This window comes from Pseudomonas sp. TE21435 (assembly GCF_056279265.1).
The window spans coordinates 1641290-1661952 of the sequence record NZ_JBWBQZ010000001.1; the positions used below are offsets into that span (position 1 = coordinate 1641290).

At 65.8% G+C, this 20663-nt stretch carries 16 protein-coding genes, 1 pseudogene and 2 riboswitches; of the genes and pseudogenes, 10 read left to right on the top strand and 7 right to left on the bottom strand.

Annotation, left to right across the window (positions count from 1 at the left end; all coding sequences use genetic code 11):
- Nucleotides 1-46 precede the first annotated feature (46 nt).
- Complete coding sequence (locus ACZ9C1_RS07385; RefSeq protein ID WP_023630126.1) at nucleotides 47-1327, top strand: hypothetical protein; 1281 nt, start codon at nucleotides 47-49, stop codon at nucleotides 1325-1327.
- Between the two features lie 126 nt (nucleotides 1328-1453).
- On the top strand, nucleotides 1454-3649 hold the full coding sequence (locus ACZ9C1_RS07390) for an LTA synthase family protein (RefSeq protein ID WP_277504508.1): 2196 nt from the start codon (nucleotides 1454-1456) through the stop codon (nucleotides 3647-3649).
- Between the two features lie 26 nt (nucleotides 3650-3675).
- Here ACZ9C1_RS07390 and ACZ9C1_RS07395 read toward each other — a convergent pair whose 3' ends face one another.
- Entirely contained in the window at nucleotides 3676-5001 is a 1326-nt protein-coding gene (locus tag ACZ9C1_RS07395) for a sigma-54 dependent transcriptional regulator (protein WP_277504510.1), read from the bottom strand.
- A 333-nt stretch (nucleotides 5002-5334) separates the two neighbouring features.
- Between ACZ9C1_RS07395 and ACZ9C1_RS07400 the strand changes: the two genes are divergently transcribed.
- A complete protein-coding gene (locus tag ACZ9C1_RS07400) occupies nucleotides 5335-5601 on the top strand; it encodes a hypothetical protein (RefSeq protein WP_028690802.1) in 267 nt (88 codons plus the stop codon).
- Between the two features lie 104 nt (nucleotides 5602-5705).
- Here ACZ9C1_RS07400 and ACZ9C1_RS07405 read toward each other — a convergent pair whose 3' ends face one another.
- Genes ACZ9C1_RS07405 through cobW form a run of 4 tightly spaced genes read right to left on the bottom strand, consistent with a single transcriptional unit; the run spans nucleotide 5706 to nucleotide 12207 of the window.
- Nucleotides 5706-6320 carry a vWA domain-containing protein gene (locus ACZ9C1_RS07405; protein ID WP_277504516.1) on the bottom strand — a complete coding sequence of 205 codons (615 nt, stop codon included), beginning with the start codon at nucleotides 6318-6320 and terminating at the stop codon, nucleotides 5706-5708.
- A gap of 53 nt (nucleotides 6321-6373) precedes the next feature.
- A complete protein-coding gene (locus ACZ9C1_RS07410) occupies nucleotides 6374-7372 on the bottom strand; it encodes a magnesium chelatase ATPase subunit I (RefSeq protein WP_277504517.1) in 999 nt (332 codons plus the stop codon).
- A 2-nt stretch (nucleotides 7373-7374) separates the two neighbouring features.
- Nucleotides 7375-11136 carry a cobaltochelatase subunit CobN gene (gene cobN, locus ACZ9C1_RS07415; RefSeq protein WP_457378633.1) on the bottom strand — a complete coding sequence of 1254 codons (3762 nt, stop codon included), beginning with the start codon at nucleotides 11134-11136 and terminating at the stop codon, nucleotides 7375-7377.
- Nucleotides 11137-11139: 3 nt separating this feature from the next.
- The gene (gene cobW / locus ACZ9C1_RS07420; RefSeq protein ID WP_046855331.1) at nucleotides 11140-12207 is read right to left on the bottom strand and encodes a cobalamin biosynthesis protein CobW; all 1068 of its coding nucleotides are present in this window, start codon (nucleotides 12205-12207) and stop codon (nucleotides 11140-11142) included.
- Between the two features lie 101 nt (nucleotides 12208-12308).
- Nucleotides 12309-12505, bottom strand: a riboswitch (cobalamin riboswitch).
- A gap of 61 nt (nucleotides 12506-12566) precedes the next feature.
- Nucleotides 12567-12789, top strand: a riboswitch (cobalamin riboswitch).
- Nucleotides 12790-12889: 100 nt separating this feature from the next.
- Here cobW and ACZ9C1_RS07425 point away from each other — a divergent pair.
- The 7 genes from ACZ9C1_RS07425 (at nucleotide 12890) to ACZ9C1_RS07455 (ending at nucleotide 19335) form a co-directional block, all read left to right on the top strand.
- Nucleotides 12890-13075: a CbtB domain-containing protein gene (locus ACZ9C1_RS07425; RefSeq protein WP_046855330.1), complete on the top strand. Its 186-nt coding sequence runs from the start codon at nucleotides 12890-12892 to the stop codon at nucleotides 13073-13075.
- A 10-nt stretch (nucleotides 13076-13085) separates the two neighbouring features.
- Complete coding sequence (locus tag ACZ9C1_RS07430; protein WP_476253828.1) at nucleotides 13086-13775, top strand: CbtA family protein; 690 nt, start codon at nucleotides 13086-13088, stop codon at nucleotides 13773-13775.
- On the top strand, nucleotides 13775-14185 hold the full coding sequence (locus ACZ9C1_RS07435; protein ID WP_277504527.1) for a cobalamin biosynthesis protein: 411 nt from the start codon (nucleotides 13775-13777) through the stop codon (nucleotides 14183-14185). The genes ACZ9C1_RS07430 and ACZ9C1_RS07435 overlap by 1 nt, the downstream gene beginning before the upstream one ends.
- A gap of 28 nt (nucleotides 14186-14213) precedes the next feature.
- Nucleotides 14214-14966, top strand: coding sequence for a precorrin-4 C(11)-methyltransferase (gene cobM, locus ACZ9C1_RS07440; RefSeq protein ID WP_110702179.1), 753 nt, complete (start codon nucleotides 14214-14216; stop codon nucleotides 14964-14966).
- 64 nt (nucleotides 14967-15030) lie between these two features.
- On the top strand, nucleotides 15031-15273 hold the full coding sequence (locus ACZ9C1_RS07445) for a DUF1272 domain-containing protein (protein WP_102682448.1): 243 nt from the start codon (nucleotides 15031-15033) through the stop codon (nucleotides 15271-15273).
- 186 nt (nucleotides 15274-15459) lie between these two features.
- Nucleotides 15460-16074: a response regulator transcription factor gene (locus tag ACZ9C1_RS07450; protein ID WP_102682447.1), complete on the top strand. Its 615-nt coding sequence runs from the start codon at nucleotides 15460-15462 to the stop codon at nucleotides 16072-16074.
- 3 nt (nucleotides 16075-16077) lie between these two features.
- Nucleotides 16078-19335, top strand: a complete 3258-nt coding sequence (locus tag ACZ9C1_RS07455) for a transporter substrate-binding domain-containing protein (protein ID WP_277504531.1) — start codon at nucleotides 16078-16080, stop codon at nucleotides 19333-19335.
- Here ACZ9C1_RS07455 and ACZ9C1_RS07460 read toward each other — a convergent pair.
- Together ACZ9C1_RS07460 and ACZ9C1_RS07465 are read right to left on the bottom strand one after the other, a co-directional pair.
- Complete coding sequence (locus ACZ9C1_RS07460; protein WP_231867507.1) at nucleotides 19310-19804, bottom strand: methyl-accepting chemotaxis protein; 495 nt, start codon at nucleotides 19802-19804, stop codon at nucleotides 19310-19312. The genes ACZ9C1_RS07455 and ACZ9C1_RS07460 overlap by 26 nt on opposite strands.
- A 42-nt stretch (nucleotides 19805-19846) precedes the next feature.
- Nucleotides 19847-20629: pseudogene (locus ACZ9C1_RS07465) on the bottom strand (PAS domain-containing protein); the annotation flags it as partial.
- Nucleotides 20630-20663: the final 34 nt, after the last annotated feature.

Below are 20663 nucleotides of genomic sequence, written 5' to 3' on the forward strand. Positions count from 1 at the left end.
TCTACGCTGACTCTCATCGTATGTAGTCTGAAGGGACGGCTAACTCATGCAACGATCGTTGACGTTCAAAGCTATAGTCTGTCTGAGTACCTTGACCCCGGCCACAATGCTGTATGCAGCTCCAGACCCTCAGGTCGAGGCGCTGAAGCAGGAGCTGCGGGAGCTGAAACAACGCTATGAAGCCCAGCAGAACGCCTTGATGGTGCTCGAGCAGCGTGTGCGTCAAGTCGAGGAAACCCCTGCCGCGCCGCCCCCCAAACGGCTGACCAAGTCACCTTCGACACCGGCCAAGGGCGCCCAGACCGTGGCTTCCGGCGCCCCGGGCAGCAGCGGCAGCTCCTACGGCCAGTCGCTCAAGGACGATTCGGAGCCGGCGCAAAGCGTTTCCAACCTGTATGACGAAGCCAGCGGCTTCTTTGGTGGCGGCAAGTTCAGTGTCGAAACCGGCCTCACGTATACGCACTACGATACCCGTGCGCTGACCCTAAACGGCTTCCTCGCGCTCGATTCGATCTTCCTCGGCAATATCAACCTGGACCGTATCAAGGCGGACAACTGGACCTTGGACCTGACCGCCCGTTACAACATGGACCAACGTTGGCAGTTCGATATAAACGTGCCAATCGTTTATCGCGAATCAACCTATTCTTCCGGTGGTGCGGGCGGTGCCGGGCCGGTCACCTCCGACGCCACCGTTACACGTGACCCTGCCATCGGCGATGTCAACGTCGGGATCGCCTACAAATTCCTCGACGAATCGGAAAACCTTCCCGACGCCGTGCTCACCCTGCGGGTGAAAGCACCCACCGGCAAGGATCCGTACGGCATCAAGCTGGTCGAGGACCCGACGAACAACAACCTTTCGGTACCCGAGAGCCTCCCCACCGGCAACGGTGTCTGGGCGATCACGCCGGGCATCTCGCTGGTCAAGACATTCGACCCTGCCGTACTGTTCGCCAGCCTGTCCTACACCTACAACATGCAGGACTCGTTCAGCGACATCAGCCCACAGGTCAACTCCAAGGTGAAGGGGGACGTCAAGCTGGGCGACTCCTGGCAGATCGGCGGCGGCATTGCCTTCGCCCTGAACGAGCGGATGAGCATGTCGTTCTCGGTCACCGACCAGTTCGCCAGCAAAAGCAAGATCAAGCCCGACGGCGGCGACTGGCAGTCGATCACCAACAGCGACTACAACGCCGCCAACTTCAACGTCGGCCTGACCTTCGCCGCCACCGACAACCTGACCATCGTGCCCAACCTGTCCATCGGTCTCACCGAAGACGCGCCGGACTTCTCGTTCAGCCTGAAATTCCCCTACTACTTCTGACCGCACCGGGCCCGCGCACGGGCCCGGCATTTGGTTACCGGTTTTGTAGCATCCGACTTTCCCGGCACCAGCCTGTTATCATCCGGCACAATTTTGTGACGGTTTAATGGCATTAAGGAAAGTTTCGTGAACAACCTGCTCGGTCACCCTCGCGCCCGCCTTGCCGCCCTGGCAATCCTGGTGCTGGTGATACCCCTGACCGCGCGCGCCCTGCTGGGCTGGTCCAACCCCTTTGGCTATCTGTCCGACCTCGCCATCGGCAGCCTGTTGGTCCTGCTCCTGCTGCGACGTCCCTGGTGGCTGGCCCTGCCGCTGCTGTTGGCCTGGGGCGGCCTGTGGGTGGCATCCGCCGAGCTGGTCAGCGCCGTCGGCAGGCTGCCCACGGTCGACGACCTGAGCTACCTGATCGACCCGCAGTTCATGGAGAACTCCACCGGCGGCGGGCTGGCCCATGCCTGGCTCCCCGCCGTGCTGGTCACCGGCCTTGGCGCCTGGCTGGCGAGCGTATGGCGATCGCCCCCCAGCGCGTCATTGCCACGACGACTCTGGGCCGTGCCCCTGGCGCTGTTCGGCCTGCACTGGGGCGGCCAGCAACTGGCCCCCTCGGACGCCGACCAATGGCGCCAGTACGGCCTCACCCACCAGGCGCTGTCGACGGCAGTGGGCAAGGTGCAGCATCAGGCCTTGAGCCGTATGGGCCGGGTGCCGGCAGTCACGGCGCTGTCCAGCGCCGGCCTTACCCAGTCCGACCTCAATGGCGTCAAGCTGCTCGACGCACCGGGCAAGGCACGCAACCTGCTGATCATCACCGTCGAGGGCATCCCCGGCGCTTACCTGCGCCCCAACCGCGAGGCACTGGGCAGCCACTACCAGCAGGACCTGATGCCCCGTCTCAGCCAGTGGGCCGAGCGCGGCATGAACACCCCCGACTATGTATTGCACACACACCAGACCATTCGCGGCCTGTACGCGATGCTCTGCGGTGACTACGACAAGCTGGCCAACGGCACGCCCAAGGGGGTCGAGCTGCTGACCCAGCAGCAACGCAACCAGGCCTGCCTGCCGGCCCAGCTGCGCGAGGCCGGCTTCGCCACCCATTACCTGCAAGGCGCCGGGCTGCGTTTCATGGCCAAGGACCGGATCATGCCCCACATCGGCTTCGACACGGTGCATGGGCTGGAGTGGTTCGCCAACGACAACTACCTGGAATTCCCCTGGGGCAAGGATGATCGCGCGTTCTTCGAAGGTGCGCTCGACTACGTCGGCGAGCTGCGCAAGCAACCAAAACCCTGGATGCTCACCCTGCTCACGGTCGGCACCCACCAGCCCTATTCGGCGCCGGAGGCCTATCTGCAACGCTTCGATACACCCAAGCAGGCTGCGGTGGCCTACCTCGACGATGCCCTGGGCAGCTTCCTCGACGGTCTCGCGCGCCAGGGCGTACTGGAAGACACCCTGGTGATCGTCACCTCCGACGAATCCCACGGCATCGATGGCGTGCGCCTGGCCTCGGCCTGGGGCTTCAACCTCACGCTCGCACCGGAGCAGGCCCAACTGCCCAGGCTCAAGCAAGGCACCTACGGCCACGTCGACCTGAGCACCTCGCTGCTCGACTATTTTGCCCTGCCGATCCCTGCTGCCCTGGCCGGGCGCTCGCTGTACCGCGACTACGACAGTGGCCGCGAGATGATCTCCTATACCAATGGCATGCTGCGCTACCACGACGGCCAGGGCACCCTCAGCGAGTGCGATTTCCAGCAACGCTGCCGGCGCTATGCCAGCCCCGGTTTCATTGCCGACCAGGCCAAATTCGTCGGCCGTGGGGACGGCAGCCTCGGGCGGCAGATAGGCCTGCTGGCCGCCAGCCTCGACCAGTCGTTGCTGCAGACTCCGCTCAACCTGCGCTACCAGTTCGGCGGTCCCTCACCCATTGCCCTGGCTGAGCGCATCAAGGATGACTGGGCCGACAACCTGATCGGCGCGCAATACCTGGAGATGCCCGAAGGCACCCGCACCCGGGTACGTCTCAAGGTGCGGGCGCTGGACCCACGCCATGCCGCCTACATCCGGCTCAAGGCCAAGGAGCTTGAGCAGGATGTGCAGCTTGGCTTGCCCGAAGAGATTCGGGTAACGGCCGATGAGCCGCTGGAAATGCAGTTCGACTTCGACAACCCCACCGTGCGCAAGGCGTTTTCCTTCCACCTGTTGGGGTATGGTGGCGGCGAGGTGGAGGTCAGCGACTTCAGCGTGATCACCGAGCTGCCCGACGAGCCGGAGACGATGGAGGAACTGGCGGACGGGCATCTTGCCCAGTCGAGCTGAGGCCCCGCAATCGGGAGCGTGGTTGCTCAACGAATCTGGTGCTTGTGCAACAACCGGTAAAACGTCGGCCGCGACACACCCAGCACCTTGGCCGCGATGCTCAGGTTGTCACTGTGCCGGTTCAGCACATCACACAACGCCTGCCGCTCGGCGCGGTGCTTGTAATCCTCGAGCGTGCCCAGCGGCTGGTCCTGTTCCTGCAGGTCCTGCAGCCCCAGGTCCTGGGCCTCGATCTGCCGCCCTTCGGCCAGCACCAGGCCACGCCGCACCCGGTTGGCCAACTCGCGCACATTGCCCGGCCACTCGTGCCGGCCCATGGCCGCCAAGGCACCGTCGCTGAACGAACGTGGCCGCCTGCCCGTCTCGGCGCTGTAGAACTGCGAGAAATGGCTGGCCAGCATCGACAGGTCGCCATGCCGGTCACGCAGTGGCGCGGTCACCACTTGCAGCACATTCAGGCGGTAGTACAGGTCTTCGCGAAACCGCGCCAAGGCGATGGCCTTTTCCAGGTCCACATGGGTCGCCGCCAGAACCCTGACGTCGACGGCGATGGGTTGATTGCTGCCCACCCGTTCGATGTGTTTTTCCTGAAGAAAGCGCAGCAGGTTGGCCTGTAGCTCCAAAGGCAGGTCACCGATCTCGTCGAGAAACAGGGTGCCACCATTGGCCGCTTCGATGCGCCCCACCTTGCGCTGGTGGGCCCCGGTGAAGGCACCCTTTTCATGGCCAAACAGCTCGGACTGGATCAGGTGTTCCGGTATGGCCCCGCAATTGATGGCAATGAACGGTTTGTCCCAGCGTTGTGATTGCCGGTGCAGGGTGCGCGCCACCAGTTCCTTGCCGGTTCCGCTTTCGCCACGGATCAGCACTGGCGACTCGGTCGGCGCCAGCTTGCCGAGCAACTTGCGCAACTCGCGGATCGGCCGGCTTTCGCCCAGCAGTTCGTGTTCGGGCTCATCGACCCGCACCGCGCCCTTGCCGCGCAGGCGTGCCATGCCAAAGGCACGGCCCAGGGTGACCTGCACCCGGGAGACATCGAACGGCAACGTATGGAAGTCAAAAAACCACTCGCAGACGAAATCGCCGACATTCTGCAGACGCAGTTCCTCGGCGCTGAGCACGGCGATCCACTCGGTATTGCTGCGTTTGATCAGGTCCTTGAGCGCTTCGGGGTGCAGCAGGTGCGAGGCTTGCAAGCGCACCAGGCCTACATCGCAGGGTTGCTCCAGCGCCGCCTCGAGCGTGCAACTTCGGACGTCCCAGCCGACACTGCGCAAGCCCGGCAACAGGCGGTGGCAATCGTCGCAGGGGTCGACGATCAGCAGGCGGCGGTGGGATGCAGGTTCAAGCATGACCTTTCCTTGGCGCCAGTTATTGGTTTTTTACCTATAAACAGACAGTTGCGACGCCCGAATTAACAGTAGCAATGAACTTGACGCTCCCCACTACCGTTGGTCAGCCCGCCAGCCGTGTGCCCGGCACACTCGGGAATTATCTCAACCCTTGCGCGTCTGAGGCGGGAGCGACACGCACGGGCGAATGAATCGTCAATAAAAAATTTCAAAACCTTGTGACTTGAACCCTGACCTGGAGCATCAGTACAAATAACCCCGCGCTGTAGAGTGTTCAGGAATAACACCGCGGAACAATATTTCGCTGTTTGGGACCATGAGAGAGACCGAACCATGAATGCCCCGCTCCGTGTCAACGAAGCACTGCTGATCGCCGACCACGCCTTCGAACCCTTCCAGTGCGTAGCCTGGGATGCACCCAACGGTACTGGTGAGCTGAGCCTGGCAGTGATCGACCGGACCAGCACCCGTATCGGCAGCAAACAAGTGTCCTCGCGCGTCTATTCCGACCCTGCGCAATGGGCCAGTCTGATCGAGGAAGTGCGCGCCGAACTTTCCGGCAAAGGTTACGACCTGCAACCCTGGTCGATGCCAAAGTAACAAGGCTGCCTGTTACAAAGTGCGTGGCTGCCACGCACTTTGGCAACTTTCCCCAAATACGGGGATAACTTTTTCAATTGCGACATCCTGTCGCAGCTGCCTGCTTAATTGATCACGCTGAACTGCTCGATATGCCGATATTCGGCATGCAGTTGTTCGGCCAGTTGTCGTGCGCGGCCCACACGCACCGCCGCCATTTCCATATCCACCAGCAACGTGCCGCACGGTAACGGCTGCAACTGCGCCGCCGATTGCAGGCGACCATCGGTCAGCACCAGGCAACGCTGGGTCTCCAGGGGCAGGCGCTTGCCCCGCGCCAACAACCAACGACGCGCCTCTTCCAGCGCCGCCGGCAACGGCGTGCCACCGCCCGCCCCCAGCGCCTGCAGCCAGGGCTGCAACGCCGCCGAGGCTTTCAGGCCATGCCGTTGCCATTGCGGCTTGTCGCCACTGGCCGTGAGCAGGGCCAGGCGTGCCCGCTGCCGATAGGCCTCATCGAACAGTCCGGCCAGCAGGCCCTTGGCCTGGGTCAGCGCCTGGTTGCGGCGGGTGGAAGCCGAGGCATCGACGATCACCAGCCAGAGTTCCGGCGCCTGTGCCTGGCGTTTTTGCCAGCACAGTTCGCGGCGCAGGCGCGGCCGCCCCTTGAGCAAGGTCGGCAGCCAGGCGATGCGGCCTGCCTCGGCCGCACGCGGGCGGCCCCGGGCGCTACCTGTCAAATTGCCGGCACGGGGTCTGGCATCCGCCGCCTGGGCGTGGCGCGAGCGGATGCTCAGGGCTTTTTTGCCCAGTTCGGCACCTCGCGGCGTGCGCCCGTCGCCACCGGCTGGGGCGGCAACGCGCCCCAGTCGCCCTGCCCGCCTTGCGCTTGCTGCGGCCGAGGTGGCTCGCCCGCCGTGGCGGCCTGCGCTTGCGGTGCGTGGGCGCGACGGCGATGGCGCAAGGCAAACTCGGCCACCGCCTCCACATCCGCTTCCTCGATCACTGTATTGCCACGCCAGGCGGCGTGGGCCCGTGCCGCGCGCAGCCAGACCAGGTCGGCGCGCATGCCGTCCACCCCGGCGGCAAAGCAGCGCTCGGTGATCCAGGCCAGGGCCTGGTCGTCCAGGGCGATCGACGCCAATTGCTCGCGCGCGGCCTGGCAACGCTGGCGCAGCTCGGCCTGCTGGGGTGCCCACTGGGCACAGAACGCCTGTGGGTCGCTGTCGAAGGCCAGCCGACGGCGAATGATCTGCTGCCGTGCTTCGGGCGCGGGCAGGCCCTCCAAGGCCACGTTCAGGCCAAACCGGTCGAGCAGTTGTGGCCGCAGCTCGCCCTCCTCCGGGTTCATGGTACCGATCAGCACGAACCGGGCGGCGTGCCGATGGGAGATGCCATCGCGCTCGATGCGATTGGTCCCGCTGGCAGCTACATCCAGCAGCAGGTCCACCAAGGGATCGGGCAGCAGATTCACTTCATCGACGTACAGTACGCCACCGTCGGCATGGGCCAGCACACCCGGCGAGAACCGCGCCTGGCCCTGGCTCAAAGCGGCATCGAGGTCGAGGGTGCCGACCAGACGCTCTTCGGTCGCCCCCAGTGGCAGGGTCACGAACGGCCCGCCGCCCAGCAGGTCGGCCAGGCCCCGTGCCAGGGTGCTCTTGGCCATGCCCCGAGGGCCTTCGATCAGTACGCCACCGATTTTCGGGTCGATCGCGGTCAGGCACAGGGCCAGCTTGAGGTCGTCGGCGCCGACCACGGCGGCCAGGGGAAATTGTACGGGTTCGCTCATGTTCAGCTGTCTTCCTCGCCGGCGAGCAACTGCTGCTCGAGGCTCTCGCGATAGTCGCCCGGCTCCTGCCACAACCCGCGCTGCTGGGCTTCCAGCAAGCGCTCGGTAAGGTCGCGCAGGGCTTCGGGGTTGTGCTCGCGCATGAAATCACGGGTGGCCGGGTCGAGCACATAGGCGTCGGCCAGGCCCTGGTAATGATGGTCGTCGATCAGGTGGGTGGTGGCGTCGAAGGCAAACAGGTTGTCGACCGTCGCCGCCAGCTCGAATGCACCTTTATAGCCATGACGCTTGGCGCCGTCGATCCATTTCGGATTGAGCGCGCGGGCACGGATCACTCGGTTGAGTTCTTCCTTCAGGGTCCGCACCCGCGGCCGGTCGGCCTGGCTGTGATCGCCGTGGTAACTGGCCCGCGAGGTGCCGGCCAGGGTTTCGGCGGCCGCCAGCATGCCGCCCTGGAACTGGTAGTAGTCGTTGGAGTCGAGCAGGTCATGCTCGTGGTTGTCCTGGTTCTGCAGCACCGCCTGTACCTGCGCCAGGCGCTGGGCGAATGCGGCGCGGGCCGGCGTGCCCTCGTCGCTGGCGCCGTAGGCGTAGCCACCATGGTTGAGGTAGACCTCGGCCAGGTCGTCGCGGCTGTGCCACAGGCGCCCGTCGATGGCGTTCTGCACGCCCGCTCCGTATGCCCCCGGCTTGGCTCCGAACACCCGCCAGCCGGCCTGCCGCGCCGCCTGCTCCAGCGCCATGCCGGCGCCGAGCAACGCTTCACGCTCGGCGCGCACCCGGGCGGCCAGGGGGTTCAGCTCGTCCGGCTCGTCCAGCGCGGCCACTGCCTGCACCGCGGCGTCGAACAGGCGGATCAGGTTGCCGAAGGCGTCACGGAAGAAACCCGACACCCGCAGCGTCACATCCACCCGCGGCCGGTCTAGCAGGCTCAATGGCAGGATCTCGAAGTCGTCAACCCGCTGGCTGCCGGTGGCCCACACCGGACGCACGCCCATCAGCGCCAAGGCCTGGGCGATGTCGTCGCCACCGGTGCGCATGGTCGCCGTGCCCCACACCGACAGCCCCAGCTGACGCAAGTGGTCGCCGTGGTCCTGCAGGTGGCGCTCGAGGATCAGGTTGGCCGAGGCGAACCCCAGGCGCCAGGCCGTGGTGGTCGGCAGGTTGCGCACATCGACGGTGTAGAAGTTGCGCCCGGTGGGCAACACGTCCAGGCGGCCACGGCTGGGCGCGCCACTGGGCCCGGCCGGGACGAAACGCCCGGCCAGCGCGGCCAGCAGGCCGTCGATCTCGGCGGCGCCACAGGCGTCCAGGTCCGGCGCGATCTGTTCGACCAGCGCCTGCAACACCTCGCGTACCGGTGCCCAGCCGTCTTCATCCGGCAACGCCGCAGCCCCTTGCAATGCCTGCTCGATCAATGTCAGCGCGAGGCACTCCAGACGCTCACGGGTATCACCACAGGTGCGCCATGCGCTGTTGTCGAGTTGCAGCAGCAGGCCCGGGCGCGGCCCGTCCCAGGCCTGCCCCAGGTCGCAGTCCAACGGATCGAAGCCCAACGCCAAGGCCTTGGCCAGCACGCGAATCAGGCTGGCATTGCCGCCCTTGCCATCCCCCCGCGCCACCCGCACCAGGGCCAGCAGCGTGTCGCTGCGCAGGCGCCCCTGGGGCGACTGGCCGAACACATGCAGGCCATCGCGGATCTGCGACTCCTTGAGGTCGCACAGGTAGGTATCCAGGCGCGGCAACCACACCGCAGCATCCTCCAACTGCCCTTCAAGCTGCAGTTCGCGGTCGATGTGGTTGGCCTTGACCAGTGCGAGGATGTCGCGCTGCAACTCGTTGGCGCGACGTGGATCGAGCAACTGCGCTTCGTAGTACTCGTCGGCCAGCTGTTCCAGGTGGCGCAGCGGGCCGTAGGTCTCGGCGCGGGTCAATGGCGGCATCAGGTGGTCGATGATCACCGCCTGGGTACGGCGCTTGGCCTGGGCGCCCTCGCCTGGGTCATTGACAATGAACGGATAGATGTTGGGCAGCGGCCCGAGCAACGCGTCTGGCCAGCATTCGGCGGACAGCCCCACGCCCTTGCCTGGCAGCCATTCCAGATTGCCGTGCTTGCCGACATGGATCAGCGCATCGGCGGCGTAGCCGTTGCGCAACCAGAAGTGGAACGCCAGGTAGCCGTGCGGCGGCACCAGGTCCGGGTCGTGGTACACGGCGCTGTGGTCCACCTGGTAGCCCCGCGCCGGCTGGATGCCGACGAAGGTCAGGCCGTAGCGCAAGCCGGCGACCATCATGCGCCCGCTGCGGAACATCGGGTCCTGCTCGGGCGGCCCCCAGCGCTCCAGCACGGCGCGCTGGTTGGCCTCGGGCAACGCGGCGAAGGCGCTGTGGTAGTCGGCCAGGGCCAGGCTCTGGGCGCAAGGGCGCTGGTCAAGGTGATCGAGGTCGTTGGTGACACCGCCAAGCAACTGATGGATCAACTCGGTGCCGCTGTCGGGCAGGCCGGCTACCGGGTAACCCTGCGCCTGCAGGGCCTTGAGGATATTCAACGCCGCGCCTGGGGTGTCGAGGCCGACACCATTGCCGATGCGCCCGTCGCGAGTCGGGTAGTTGGCCAGCACCAGGGCCACGCGCTTCTCCTGGTTGTCCAGGCGCGCCAGTGTCACCCAGCGCCGCGCCAGTTCAGCGACGAAATCCATGCGTTCGGGGTGGGCGCGGTAGCAGACCACGTCGGACTGGCTGCGCTCACTGCGCCAGGCCAGGTCCTTGAAGCTCACCGGCCGGGTGATGATGCGCCCGTCCAGCTCGGGCAAGGCGATGTGCATCGCCAGGTCGCGGGCGCCGAGGCCCTGCTCGCTTTGCTCCCAGCCGGGCTGGTTGTCCTGGGCGCAGATCGCCTGCAACACCGGCACGTCGCGACGCAGCGGGCGCAGATTGGGCTGTTCGGGGCTGGACAGGGCAAAACCTGTGGTGTTGATCACCACCTCGGCCTGCACTTCGTCGAGCCAGGCCTCGACCTGGTCCAGGCACGCGCGTTCCTTGAGGCTGGCCACGGCGATCGGTAAGGGATTCAAGCCGCAAGCCTGCAGGCGCTGGCAGAACACATCGATGAAGGCGGTGTTGGCTGCCTGCAGGTGGGAGCGATAAAACAGCAGCGGCGCCACTGGATACTCCGGATGCCATTCGGCGTACCAGTCCTCGAGCCGTGCGCTGGCCTTGGCCGGGTGGTAGACCACCGTGCGCGGCAAAGGCTGCGGCTCGTCCCAGGGGTAGGCGCGCCCCAGCCACTGGCTGGCCAGGCAGTTGAACAGGTTCAGTGCATTGGCCTTGCCACCCTGGCGCAGGAAATGCCAGAGGCGCTCGGCCTGTTCACCGCCCACCGTGCCCAGTCCGGTCAGCTCCGGGTCGGGACGGTCGTCGCCGGGTACCAGGATCAGCTGTACGCCACGGGCCGCCAACTCGACCAGTTGTTCGACACCATAGCGCCAGTAACCGACACCGCCATGCAGCGACACCAGGATCACCTTGGCATGGCGCAGCACCTGGTCGACATACAGGTCGACCGAGGCATGGTTCTGCACCTGCATCGGGTTGGCCAGGCGCACGCTGGGGAAATCCGCCGGCAACTGCTCGGCGGTTTCGGCAAGCAGCGCCAGGTGTGAATCACCGCTGCAGAGGATCACCAGTTCGGCGGGGGTCTGGCCGAGGTCGGCGATGCTGTCGTCCGGCACAAAGCCGCCGGGCTGGGTCCGCAGCAGGTGCATGGGTCAGGCGCCCAGGGCCTGGCGCAGGCGCGCTTCCAGCTGGGTCGCGTCCAGGTCCTGGCCGATCAGCACCAGGCGGGTGATCCGTGGCTCCTCGCTGCGCCATGCACGGTCGAAATGCTTGTCGAAGCGGGTGCCCACGCCCTGGATCAGCAGGCGCATCGGCTTGCCGGGAATGGCGGCGAAGCCCTTGGCGCGCAGGATGCCGAACTCGGTAACCAGTTGCGTCAAGGCATCGAGCAGCAGGCTTTCGTCAGCCTCGGGCAGGTCGATGGAGATCGAGTCGAAGGCGTCGTGGTCATGGTCGTCATGGTCATCGCCGTCGTGATGGCTGTCGTGGTGGGTGCGGCGGCCGTCGATATGCGCCTCGGACTCGGCGCCCACGCCCAGCAGCACCTCCAGTGGCAGGCGGCCGCTGCTGGCCTCGATCACCTTGACCGCCGGCGGCAGTTCCTCGGCCACTTCGGCACGGACCTTGGCCAGGCCCTCGGCATCGATCAGGTCGGCCTTGTTCAGTACCACCAGGTCGGCGCTGGCCAGTTGGTCGGCGAACAGTTCGTGCAGCGGCGACTCATGGTCGAGATTAGGGTCGAGCTTGCGCTGGGCATCGACCTGGTCCGGGTAGGCGGCAAAGGTACCGGCGGCCACGGCCGGGCTGTCGACCACGGTGATCACCGCGTCGACCGTGCAGGCGTTGCGGATTTCCGGCCACTGGAAGGCCTGTACCAGCGGCTTGGGCAAGGCCAGGCCGCTGGTTTCGATAAGGATATGGTCGAGGTCGCCGCGGCGCGCCACCAGCTCGCGCATCACCGGGAAGAACTCCTCCTGCACGGTGCAGCACAGGCAGCCATTGGCCAACTCGTAGACGCGGCCATTGGCCTCTTCCTCGGAGCAGCCGATGCTGCATTGCTTGAGGATCTCGCCATCGATGCCCAGCTCGCCGAACTCGTTGACGATCACCGCGATGCGGCGGCCCTGGGCGTTGTCGAGCATATGGCGCAGCAAGGTGGTCTTGCCCGAGCCGAGGAAGCCGGTAACGATGGTGACGGGGAGCTTGGCCAGTGTTTTCATGTCGCGATGCCCTTGGCAGCAATGGCGCGGGCATGCAGGACGACAGCCACGGCCCGTGTCGGCCTGGCTGTTTCGCCACCGGATCACCCCGCCCGGTTGAAAGTCGAAAACGTTGCGAGGCAGGTCTCCTGGCTTGCACCGCCGGCCATCAAAGCCGGTGGGATGGCGCCTTCCCGCGCGTGCGCAGTGGCTGTGCCGAACCCTTCAGTGCCTACAGTTGCGGGGGCAGCCGCGGCTTGTACCGCGTTCCCGTCTTAGCCCGGGCCAGCGCCCGGGAACCTCGAACCGGCAAGGCTACGCAGTGCCTGCCTGGCGGTCAACCGCCGCGGCGATTGACGCAGGCCCGGCCCCGTGATTTGCTAGCGCATTGCGTTCAGGTGCCCCCAACGGGGGTGAAACGGGAAACCGGTGCGTCGCGCCTCCTTGAAGAGGGCGACAAGGCCGGTGCTGCCCCCGCAACGGTAAGCGAGAGAAGCGTCCAGACCACTGTGCCCATCGTGCGGCATGGGAAGGTGGCGCTTGATCGATGGAGCCCCGCTCCACCTCGCCAGCCCGGAGACCGGCCTGACATGCTTGCAGAACACCCCGCGGTGGGCGGGCGCTGTCGTATCACCTGGGCCAGCCGTGCCCGGGGGCGTCGCGCCTGCCCGTTGCCACAACAAAAGCAGCAGAGGAACGCGTCATGCCCATCACCCACGCCAAACCCAGTATCGCCACCCCCGTCAGTCTCAGCCAGCGCCTGATCGTCGCGGTCGGCGCCAGCCTGCTGGGCCTGTGCCTGGTGTACTTCGCCGGTTTCTCGCACATCGAGGCGGTGCACAACGCCGCCCACGACACCCGCCACAGCGCCGCCTTCCCTTGCCACTGAGTACACCCGCATGATCACGCGCATCGCCCGTACCGCGGGTTTCAGCGGCCTGCTCGCCGCCCTGCTGCTGACCCTCCTGCAAAGCTTCTGGGTCGCCCCGTTGATTCTCCAGGCGGAAACCTATGAAACCGCCGCCCCCGCCGCTGAACATCATGAACATGGCGAGGCCGCCGCGCCTCATGAGCACAGCGCCGAGGCCTGGGCACCCGAAGATGGCTGGCAGCGTATCCTGTCCACCACCGGCGGCAACCTGGTGGTCGCCGTCGGCTTCGCCCTGATCCTCGCCGCGCTGTACAGCCTCCGCGCCCCGGGCCGCGTGGCCACCGGCGCACTGTGGGGCCTGGCGGGCTTCGCCGTGTTCTGCCTGGCGCCGACCCTGGGCCTGCCACCGGAACTGCCAGGAACAGCGGCCGCCGACCTCGGCCAGCGCCAGACCTGGTGGATCGGCACCGCCGCCGCCACCGCCGCCGGCCTGGCGTTGCTGGTGTTCGCCCAGCACTGGCTGTTCAAGGTGCTCGGCGTCGCCCTGCTGGTGATCCCGCACCTGATCGGCGCGCCACAGCCAGCGGTTCATGAAAGCCTGGCCCCCGAGGCGCTGGAGACCCAGTTCAAGATCGCTTCGTGGCTGACCAACGCCGCGTTCTGGTTGGCCCTGGGCCTGCTCAGCGCCTGGTTGTTCCGCCGCTCCAGCCAGCACTGATGCGCGACCTTGCTCCCCAGCCGGCGTTGTATGCCGGCTTTGGTTGCCGCCGTGGCTGTCCGGTCGAGACGCTCGCGGTGCTGCTGCGCCAGACCCTGACCAACCACGCCCTGCCCCTGTCGGCGCTGAAGGCAATCGCCAGCATCGAACCCAAGGCGCGCGAGCCCGGCCTGCTGGCACTGGCCGAGCGGCTCGGGTTGCCGTTCATCTGCTTCGACAGCAGCCACTTGTCGACCTTCGAAGCGCTGCTCAGTCAGCGCTCGACAACGGTGTACGCCCAGACCGGCTGCTGGGGCGTCGCCGAAAGCGCAGCCCTGGCCCTGGCCGGCCGTACCGGCGTTGCGCCGCGCCTGCATGTGCCAAGGCAAAGGCTCGGCGGCGCTACCCTGGCCCTGGCCATCGGCGGATAATCCGCCTCTTTACCTGCAAGGAACCTCCATGACGGTCTATTTCATCGGTGCCGGCCCCGGCGATCCCGAGCTGATCACGGTCAAGGGCCAGCGCCTTGTCCGACAGTGCCCGGTAATCATCTACGCAGGCTCGCTGGTACCTGCTGCAGTGCTCGAGGGGCATCAGGCGCACACCGTCATCAACAGCGCCGAGCTGCACCTGGAGCAGATCATCGAGGCCATGCGCCAGGCCCATGCCAACGGCCAGGACGTGGCCCGCGTGCACAGCGGCGACCCTAGCCTGTACGGCGCCATCGGCGAACAGATCCGCCACCTGCGTGAGTCGGGCATCGATTACCAGATCATCCCCGGAGTCACCGCCACTGCCGCCAGCGCCGCGCTGCTGGGTTGCGAGCTGACACTGCCGGACGTGGCGCAGACGGTGATCCTCACCCGCTACGGCGACAACTCGCCGATGCCCGCCGGTGAACAGCTGGCCGATCTGGCCCGCCATGGCAGCACCCTGGCCATCCACCTGGGTGTACGCCACCTGCCGCGTATCGTCGAGCAACTGCTGCCCCACTATGGCGCCGACTGCCCCATTGCCGTGGTCCATCGTGCCACCTGGCCAGACCAGGATTGGGTCAAGGGCACCCTGGCGGACATCGTCGAGCGCCTGGCAGCCAAGGGCTTCCGGCGTACCGCGCTGATCCTCGTCGGTCATGTCCTGGGCGATGCCCCGTTCGCCGACTCGGCCCTGTACCGCGCCGGTCACGCCCATCTCTACCGCCCCGGCCCGTGAAGCGATTGCCGAGTGAGCGTGGGCGGCGCACACTGGGCCTTCCAACTGGATGGAAACCCTGCCCATGCTCGACCTGCGCCCCAACTGCGAATGCTGTGACACCGACCTCCCTCCCGAAAGTCCGGATGCGCTGATCTGTTCGTTCGAGTGCACCTTCTGTCGTGCCTGTAACGAGCGGCATTTCCATGACCGCTGCCCGAACTGCGGCGGCCAACTGGTGATGCGCCCCACTCGTGTGGGCAAGGTACTGGGCAACAACCCCGCCTCCACCCAGCGAGTGCTCAAGCCGCACGCCCCCTGCGGCTGAGCGCTTGGACCCAAACCTTGTTTGTAGGAATTTTCTACAGCTTGTTGCGGGATTTTCAACACACCTATACTCGCCTATTACCAAGGGTCCTGAATGTCCGTAAGGTGCGCGCTGCCCAGCAAGTCCGCGGCCCGCGCCTGAAATGCAACGCAGGAAGCGGGCTGCACTTTGACAGGAGTGACCTGAATGACATCCGTGCTGTTGGTCGATGACCACCACATTGTGCGACTCGCCGTACGCATGCTGCTTGAACGCGAACGCTTCACCGTCGTGGGTGAAACCGGCAAAGGCAAAGAGGCCGCCCGCCTGGCCGAGCAGACCAGGGCCGATGTGGTTATCCTCGACATCGGCCTGCCCGACCTCGACGGCATGGAAGTGATCAAGCGCCTCAAGCTGATCGACCCGCCCCCACGGATCATGGCCCTGACCGGCCAGCCCGCCGACCTCTACGTGCGCCGCTGCATGGACGCCGGCATCTCGGCCTTCGTCAACAAGGACGAGGACCTCGATGCCCTGGTCTTCGCCCTCAAAGCCCTGGTCAAGGGTTACTCGACCTTTCCGCAGATGGCGGTCAACAGCAATACCCTGGAAAGCGAGACCGAGCGCCTGGCACTGCTTTCCAACCGTGAAATGGAAGTACTGCGCCGGCTCAGCGCCGGCCAGAGCAACAAACTGATCGGCGAGCAGATGAACCTCAGCGCCAAGACCATCAGCACCTACCGCGGCCGGATCATGGAAAAGCTCAAGGTCGAGTCACTGGTGGAAATGGTCGACCTGGCCAAACGCAACAACGTGGCCTGAATCATGATCAAGGGCGCCCTGCTGTGCCTGCTGCTGGCCACGCTGACGTCTTTGCCCGTACAGGGTGAGCCGCACAGCGAAACTCGCCATCTGCTGGCCCGCGCCCTGAGCGCGGCGCCTCCCTTGACGCTGGCGGCAACCGACCGACAGTGGCTTGCTGAGCGCGGAGGCCTGGTACTGGGCAGCTCGCGCCCCGACTATCCCCCCTTCGACATCAACAACAGCCAGTCCGACTACGAGGGCCTGAGCGCGGACTACGCCGGCCTGATCAGCGAGCAGTTGGGCGTGCCGGTCAAAGTGCGTCGCTATCCAAGCCGCGAGCAGGCCCTGGATGCGCTGCGCGCTGGCGAAATCGATCTGCTGGGCAGTTCCAACGCTTTCGAGGCCAACGATGCACAACTGGCTCTCAGCCTGCCCTATGCCGATGACCTGCCAGTTATCGTATCGCGCAAGGACCAGCCCCTGCGCGACGGTGACGACCTGGCCGGCCTGCGCCTGGCCATGGTGGATCATTACCTGCCCATGCAGGCGGTGCGACGCCTCTATCCCGGCGTCCAGCTGAACCTCTATCGCTCGACCCTCGCAGGGGTCGCCGCCGTGGCCCTGGGTCAGGCCGACGCCTACCTGGGTGACGCCATCAGTACCGACTATGCCATTGCCAAAGGTTTCCAGGAAACGGTCAAGGTCGATCATTTCGTCAAGGCCCCGGCCAGCAGCTTCGCCTTTGCCCTGACCCAGGACAACCAGCGCCTGCTGCAACTGGTCGACCTGGCCCTGGGGCGCATCGCCGACAGCGAACGACTGAACATCCTGCGCCGCTGGGCTGGCGGCGGCACCAGCCTGCTGCTTGACCGTCGCCTCGATGCCCTGACCCAGGAGGAGCGCGACTGGATCGCGAAACACCGGCAGATCACGGTGATGATCAACACCACCCTGGCGCCCCTGAGCTTCACCGACGCCCAGCAGCAACCACGGGGTATCGCCCTGAACCTGCTGGAGCGTATCGGCCTGAGCACCGGCCTGCGTTTCAAGGTGGTCGAGTCGGAGTCGTTCGAGGACATGATCGAGCAGGTCGCCCAGGGCAAGGCGGACATGATCGGCGCCATCGGTTACGGCGAGCACCGCGCCCAACGCCTGCGCTACACCCGCCCCTACATGATCAGCCCGCGGGTTCTGGTGGTCCGCCAGGATGCAGCGCCCCTCGATCCGCAGCAACCGCTGCGAGGACTACGGGTGGCCTTGCTGAGGGGATCGCCCTTGCGCGAAGGCCTCGAACGGCAGTACGGCGACCTGCGGACCGTCGAGGTGGAGAACCCCCTGCAGCTGATGGAGGCCGTGGCCAACGGCGATGCCGATGTCGCCCTTGGCTCGCACATCAATGCCAGCTATTTCATCAACCAGGTGTTCAAGCACCGCCTGCGCATTGCCGGCCTGCACGGTGACGAGCCGGCCCTGGCGACCTTCGCCGCAGGCCCCGCGCAGCCGCAATTGCAGGCAATCCTCGACAAGGCCTTGCTAAGCATCCCACCCGACGAGCTGGAGCAACGGGTCAATCGATGGCGAACCAACACCGCAGTCAGCGACAGCCCCTGGCGCAACTACCGCACCCTGGCGCTGCAAGTACTGGTGCTGGCCGCCCTGCTGCTGGCCGGCGTGGCGTTCTGGAACACCTACCTGCGCAAGCTGATCCACCAGCGTAGCGAGGCCCAACGCGCCCTGCAGGAACAACTGGCACTCAGCCGCGGATTGCTCGAACAGTTGCGCCAGGCCAAGGACGATGCCGAGCAGGCCAGCCGGGCGAAAAGCACCTTCCTGGCAGTCATGAGCCACGAAATCCGCACACCGATGAACGCAGTCATCGGCCTGCTCGAGATGGCACTGGAGGACAGCCAGCACGGCCATAGCGACAGCCAGGCGCTGGAGGCGGCCCACGGCTCGGCGATTGGCCTGCTCGACCTGATTGGCGATGTGCTCGACATCTCTCGCATCGAGTCCGGCCACATGACGCTGCAACCGGTAGCTTGCGATCTGGTAGAGCTGATCAGTGCGACCCTGCGGGTTTTCGAAGGCAACGCACGCCTCAAAGGGCTTGCGCTGGGTGCGCTGCTGCCCGCCTCGCCCACTTGGCTGCTGGTCGATCCGCTGCGTTTCAAGCAGGTGCTGTCAAACCTGCTGAGCAACGCGATCAAGTTCACTGACCAGGGCCGGATCGACGTGTCGCTGGCTGTCGCCCCGATTGATGCCGGCCTGCTTGAGGTCAGGCTGCAAATCAAGGACAGCGGCGTGGGGATCAGCAGTAGCGATCAGGCACGTCTGTTCACCAGTTTTTCCCAGGTCGATGGCCGGCAGGCACGCCAGGGGGCGGGCCTGGGCCTGGTGATCAGCCGCGAGCTGTGCGAGCTGATGGGGGGCGAGCTGCACCTGAACAGCATCGAGGGCCTGGGCACCCAGGTCGAAGTGCATCTGCGCCTGCCAGGCGCCGAGCCTCCTGCCACCGAGCCTGCCGGCAAGGCCTTGATCGAAGCCGGTGCTGGCCCGCTGCAAGTCCTGGTCGTGGATGACTACCCCGCCAACCTGTTGCTGCTCGACAAGCAACTGCGCTCGCTGGGTCACCAGGTGACCCTCGCCGACCAGGGCATGGCCGCGCTGTCGCTCTGGCTGGACGGCCATTTCGATGTGGTCATCACCGATTGCAGCATGCCGGTGATGGACGGCCATGAGTTGGCCCGCCAGATTCGTGCACGGGAGCGCGAAGAAAACCTGCCCGCGGTTCGAATCATCGGCGTGACGGCCAATGCCCAGGCCGAGGAACGCCAGCGCTGCCTGGACAACGGCATGGATGAATGCCTGTTCAAGCCGATCGGCCTGCAGGCACTCAAGGCCTGCCTGCCGCGGGCCGCAGAGGCGCCCCGCGCCAGCGGCTTCGACCTGGCGCAACTGCGTCACCTCACCCAGGACGACGATCGGCTGGTCAAGCGCCTGCTGGAGCAACTGGCACAAAGCAGTGCCGAAGACCTCCAGGCATTGCATGCACTGGGCGCCAACCCGCCAGCCGAAGCCCTCGCCCCGGTAGTCCATCGAGTCAAGGGCGGTGCGCGGATGCTCAAGGTCAGGGGCGTGAGGCAGGATTGCGAAGCGCTGGAGCAGGCCATAGCCCTGGGGCAGCCGGTTGAGCAACGGCTCGCCCAGTTACGGTCGAGCCTGCATACCCTGGAGCTCGAACTGCGCCAGAGCCTCAGTGCAATTGAAGGGTCGAATTGATCTGGCTGATGGCGTCCACCACGTGCCGCGAACCCTGCTGGATCTCCATGATCACCGTACCGGCCTCGTTGGCCAGTTCCACACCCAGGCCAGTACGGGTCAGACTTGACTGCATGCTGGCCACGGCGGTCAACGACAGGTCATGGTTCTGCCGCACCACTTCGACGATCTCCAGGGTCGCCTTGCTGGTGCGCGCCGCCAGGTTGCGCACCTCATCGGCGACCACGGCGAAGCCACGGCCATGCTCGCCGGCCCGGGCCGCCTCGATGGCGGCATTGAGCGCCAGCAGGTTGGTCTGGTCGGCGATGCCGCGGATGGTCAGGACGATCTGCCCGATCACCTCGGACTGTTTGCTCACCGCGTCGATGGTGCGGGCGGCGTCGTTGAGTTCGCAAGAGATCTGCTCGATCACCTCGACCGCCTGCTGCACCACCTGTGTCCCCTTGCGCGCGCAGGCGTCGGTCTGCACCGAGCTGGCATGGGCAGCGTCGGCGGCAGTCTGCTGGGTGCTGACCTGGCGGGTAATGTCGCTGGCGAACTTCACCACTTTGTACAGGCGGCCCTTGTTGTCGAAGATGGGGTTGTAGGACGCCTCGAGGTACACGGTCTGGCCTTGCTTGTTGACCCGTTCAAAGCGATGGGAGTGGTACTCGCCACGGTTGAGCGAGGCCCAGAAGTCGCGGTACTGGGCTGACTCGCGCTCGTGCGGCAGGCAGAACAGCCCGTGATGGCGCCCCACCACCTCCTCAAGGCGATAGCCCATGGTATCGAGGAAATTCTGGTTGGCCTTGATCACGCGCCCGGCCGGGGTGAACTCGATCACTGCCATTGAACGGCCGATTGCCTTGAGCAGGCTTTCGCTCTCGTGCTCCTCGATCACGTGGCGGGTGATGTCGGAGGCCACCTTGATCACGCTGGTCACCTGTTGGCGTTCATCGATCACCGGCATGTAGCTGGCCTCCAGCCACACCTCGCGGCCCGCCTTGTCCAGGCGCTCGAACGTACCGCTGATGGCCTTGCCCTCGCCAAGTTCGCGCCAGAGCTGCTGGTACTCGGCGCTCTTGGCGTAGGCCGGGTCGCAGAACAGCCGATGGTGCTTGCCGCGGATCTCGTCGGCGCTGTAGCCCATGGTCTTGCAGAAGTTCTCGTTCGCCTCGAGGATCGTGCCATCCGGCGCGAACTCGATCATCGCCATGGAACGGCTGATCGCTGCCAGCTTCGCCTCCATGCCCGCCAAGGCCTGCCGGCTGCGCTGAATCTCGATCAAGTCGGACTTGCGATGGTACTCGAACATGGACCGGGCCTCCTGTGCTCACGGAATGTCCTGA